The sequence below is a fragment of the Xanthomonas sp. SHU 166 genome (genome assembly GCF_000364685.1).
GTDB classification, from domain to species: Bacteria; Pseudomonadota; Gammaproteobacteria; order Xanthomonadales; family Xanthomonadaceae; genus Xanthomonas_A; species Xanthomonas_A sontii.
Genome location: NZ_AQOJ01000474.1, coordinates 1 through 4154, shown reverse-complemented (window position 1 = coordinate 4154; position 4154 = coordinate 1). Strand labels below are relative to the sequence as shown.

General features: G+C 69.7%; 2 protein-coding genes. Both read right to left on the bottom strand.

Features of this window, described 5'->3' with window-relative positions; translation table 11 throughout:
* Positions 1 to 68: 68 nt before the first annotated feature.
* Positions 69 to 2357, bottom strand: coding sequence for a cellulose biosynthesis cyclic di-GMP-binding regulatory protein BcsB (gene bcsB, locus D180_RS12465; RefSeq protein ID WP_017913053.1), 2289 nt, complete (start codon positions 2355 to 2357; stop codon positions 69 to 71).
* 59 nt (positions 2358 to 2416) lie between these two features.
* Positions 2417 to 4154, bottom strand: a 1738-nt coding sequence (bcsA, locus tag D180_RS12460; protein WP_017910602.1) for a UDP-forming cellulose synthase catalytic subunit, incomplete at its 5' end; no start/stop codon positions are given.

Below are 4154 nucleotides of genomic sequence, written 5' to 3'. Positions count from 1 at the left end.
CAGCAGCGTCGCCGCACCGGCGGCGAGCAGGCCGCCGAGCAGGCGCCGGCGTTGGCCGGTGTGTCCGCTCACTGCCCTGCCTGCAGCCGCGCCGCCGAATGCCGGCGCAGCACCACGCGCGCGGCCAGCGCCAGCAACACGCTCAGCAGCACCACCGCCAGGCCCAGCAACAGCGGATGCTGCGAGAAGTACCAGCGCGCCCAGGTCGGCAGCGGCAGGTGACCGACATAGTAGGTCTGGTTGCCGGCCAGGCTGCGCACCTTGCCCTTCTGCAGCAGCACCACGCTGCCCTGGAAGTCCTTCAGCGTGGCCGGCGCCAGCCAGGCGTCGAAGAAGTCCTCGACGCTGACCGGGTCCTCGGCCAGCAGCGCGACCACGCTGCGCCCGGCCTTCAGCGGCGACTGGAAGCCCATCAGCACCACGTCGCCGGGTGCCGGCTTCACCGCCACCTCGGCGGTGGTCGGCAGGTCGGTGCGGCGCGCATCGAACGACAGGAAGCCGGGCAGCTTGTCCAGCACCCAGTCGCTCATCGCAAAGCGCCGCCCGCTGGCGCCGTCGCCGATCGGCAGCGCCGCGCTCCAGCGCTGGAACAGCGGTTGCGAGCGCAGGCTGCCGAACACCAGCAGGTCGCTGTCGGCGTGCTTGTCGACCTCGGCGGCGTGGATCAGGGTCACCCGCAGCGCCGGGTAGCCGGTGGACGCGCCGAGCCGGCCGAGCAGGGTCAGCAGGTTGGCCATGTCCTGGTCGCCGATCTCGTCCGGCACCACCACGGTGGACTCGGACAGGTCGGCCAGGCGCGTGAACGGGAAGCCGGCATTGCCGAACGCGGCCAGGTTCGGCATCGCCATGTAGTGATGGAACGAGCGCAGGTCCACGCTGGAATCGGCGTCGATCGCGCCGGACACGTCGGGGAAGGTGTTCTTGCACGCCTCCGCCTGCGGGCGGTCGAAGAAGAAGTGGAAACGCAGCTGGCTGTTGGCCGAGAACGGCCCGGTCGGCAGCAGCAGTTTCTGCTCCACCGGCATCGCCCCCTTGGGCGAGAGTTCGTGCCACCAGCGCAGCGGCAGCGACTCGGCATAGGCGTGGCCGTTGAGCGGCAACGTGGTGACGAAGGCATCGTTGATGCTGACGTTGAGCGCCGACTTGTTCTGCGTCTCCGGCACCGTGTAGCGATAACGCAGGTTGACCGGGATGCCGTCGCGCTGCCACACGAACAAATCCGGCGGCAGTTGCAGGCCGACCCGGATCAGGTCGGGGTGGTAGCCGCTGACGTTCAACTGCGAGGTCTGCGCGACCAGATCGCCGAAGCGCACCGGCTTGTCGCCGGAGATCCAGTTGGGCGCGTCGTAGGGCTTGCGCGGCTGCGCCGGCTTGAGTTCGCCGATGCGCGCCACCGGGCCGTTGAACGGCGTGCCCAGGCTCAGCGCGGTAGCGGCCTGCTGCAGGTCGCTGTCGTTGCGGCCCAGCACCAGCAGCAGCTTGCCGGTGGCATCGCGCGGATTGGTGATCATCGCCAGGGTCGGGCCGGCGATCTCGGTCAGGCCGGCCTGGGTCGCGGCCAGTTCCGCCGGCAGCGTCGCGGCGGTGGCGAACAGCACCGCGTTGCCGGTGGCCGGCACGTCGCCGATGGCCACGCCGAACGACGCGCCGCGGTAGCCGGCCTGCGCGCCGAACCAGGAGGCGACGATGCCGGCGCTGCGCAGCGTGGCCAGGTCCGGGCGCTGCGGGAACACGAACGGCAGTTCCAGGCGGCGCGTATCGCGCTTGTCGTAGAACGGCACCGGCAGCAGCGCCAGGTCGTTGCGCAGCACCAGCGGGGTGGCGGTCAGCGACAGCCGCGTGGACGGATCGATGTTGGCCCACAGGCTGGTGTGGTCCGGATCCTCGCAATCGCGGGTGTAGTGGCCGATCAGTTGCAGGTTGAGCCGGTTGTAGTCGCTGATCAGGCGCGGATCGATCGGCACGTCGCTCTGCTGCAGCTTGCCGGCGTTCTCGCGGCTGACCGGCAGGGTCGCCACGGTGACGCCGTTGACGCTGACCTTCAGGTGCGACAGGTCCGGCAGCAGCGCCGGCGAGTAGCTATAGACCAGATGCAGGTTCGCCGCCTGCACCACTTCGTCGGTGCGGGTGCTGAAGGCGATACCGGCGCTGCCCTGGATGCCGCGCAGGGTCATCTCGTAGTCCACGCCCAGTTGCTTGAGCGTGGCTGAGCGCTCGCGTTCGGCCGGAGACGGCAGCGGCGTGGCGGTCGCGGCGGCGGCCGGCGCCTGCGCGGTGGCGGGAAGGGTCGGCTCCTGGGCCAGGGCGAGGCCGGACAGGACCGTGAGACAGCACGCAGCCAGGGCGGGTAGACGCATCGACGGCAACCGGATGGAAGTGAAAGAGAGGAATGAACCCGACACGATGGAACGCCGACTCACGGCGCAGCCTCCTCGCCGGCGGTGCGGCCGCGCCAGCCGCTGCGCGCGCTGCTGGCGACGTGCTGGCCGAGGCGCCTGAAGCCGCGCATGCTGGCCGCGAACACGCGGCCCAGCGACACCCAGAAGCGGTCGCGGTCGTGACGGCCCCACTGCGACACCCAGATGTCGGCACGGGCGAAGGTGCAGGCCACCAGCCAGCGCTCCTGCTCGATCGACATCGGCCGGAACTGGATGCTGATTTCGCCGTCGCGGTCGTGGCGCACCATCGCCGGCAGACGCTTGGAGCTGCCGCGCTGCGGCAGCGCGATCTCCACCGGCAGGTCCGGCTCCACCGGCACCGGCTCGAGCAGGCGCAGCGCCATGCCGCCGGTGGAGAAGTTGACCGTGCGGCAGGCCAGTTCGCGGCCATCGGCCAGGTGCAGGGTGGCCGGGATATCCAGCGGCACGCGGTGCGAGCGGCGCACCTGGCGCATCTCGCTGGCGGTGGCGATGGTGGCGCCGAGCAACAGCACGTTGTACGCGGTCCAGGCCAGGTTGAACCAGATCGTCTGCGCCTCGCCGCCGGGCTGCACGCTGAGCAGGCGCATCACGCCCGCAGCCAGGCCGGCCAGGTTCAGCACCAGCAGGAACAGGTAGGGCTTGGCGATCTGCCCGTCGAAGTAGCTGCGCGGCACCAGGCCGCCCTTGGGGGTGACGTTGAACTTGCCGAGCTTGGGATTGAGCAGCGCCACCAGCGTCGGGCGCAGGATGTACCAGGCCAGGGTGGTCTCGTAGACCTCGTTCCACAGCAGGTGGCGGAACTTGCCCTGGGTGCGCAGGTTGGTCAGGTTGGCCTGCAGGATGTGCGGCAGCGCATAGGCCAGGATCATCAGCGCCGAGGCATGGATCACGTGCGCGCCGAAGAACAGGAACGCCAGCGGCGCGGTGAGGTAGACGATGCGCGGCAGCCCGTAGAAGAAGTGCAGCATCGCGTTGGCGTAACACAGGCGCTGCGACAGGCGCAGGCCCTTGCCCAGCAGCGGGTTGTCCAGCCGCGCGATCTGCGCCATGCCGCGCGCCCAGCGGATGCGCTGGGCGACGTGGCCGGACAGGCTCTCGGTGGCCAGGCCGGCGGCCTGCGGCACCGCGATGTAGGCGCTACGGTAGCCGCGGCGGTGCAGCTTGAGCGCGGTGTGCGCGTCCTCGGTGACGGTCTCCACCGCCACCCCGCCCACTTCCTCCAGCGGCTTGCGCTTGATCACCGTGCACGAGCCGCAGAAGAAGGTGGCGTCCCACTGGTCGTTGCCGTCCTGCAGCAGACCGTAGAACAGCTCGCCCTCGTTGGGCACCTTACCGTGGTTGCCGAGATTGCGTTCGAACGGATCGGCGGAGAAGAAGTAGTGCGGCATCTGCACCACCGCCAGCTTGGCGTCGCGCAGGAACCAGCCCATCGCCACCTGCAGGAACGAGCGCGTGGGGATGTGGTCGCAATCGAAGATCGCCACGTACTCGCCACTGGACTTCTTCAGCGCCGCGTTGATGTTGCCGGCCTTGGCGTGGAGGTTGTTGGTGCGGGTGACGTAGTGGATGCCGACCTGCGCGCAGAACGCGCGGAACTCCTCGCGGCGGCCGTCGTCGAGCAGGTAGATGTTGAGCTTGTCGGCCGGCCAGTCCATCACGCTGGCGGCGAGGATGGTCGAGCGCACCACCGACAGCGGTTCGTTGTAGGTGGGAATGAACAGGTCGACGCTGGGC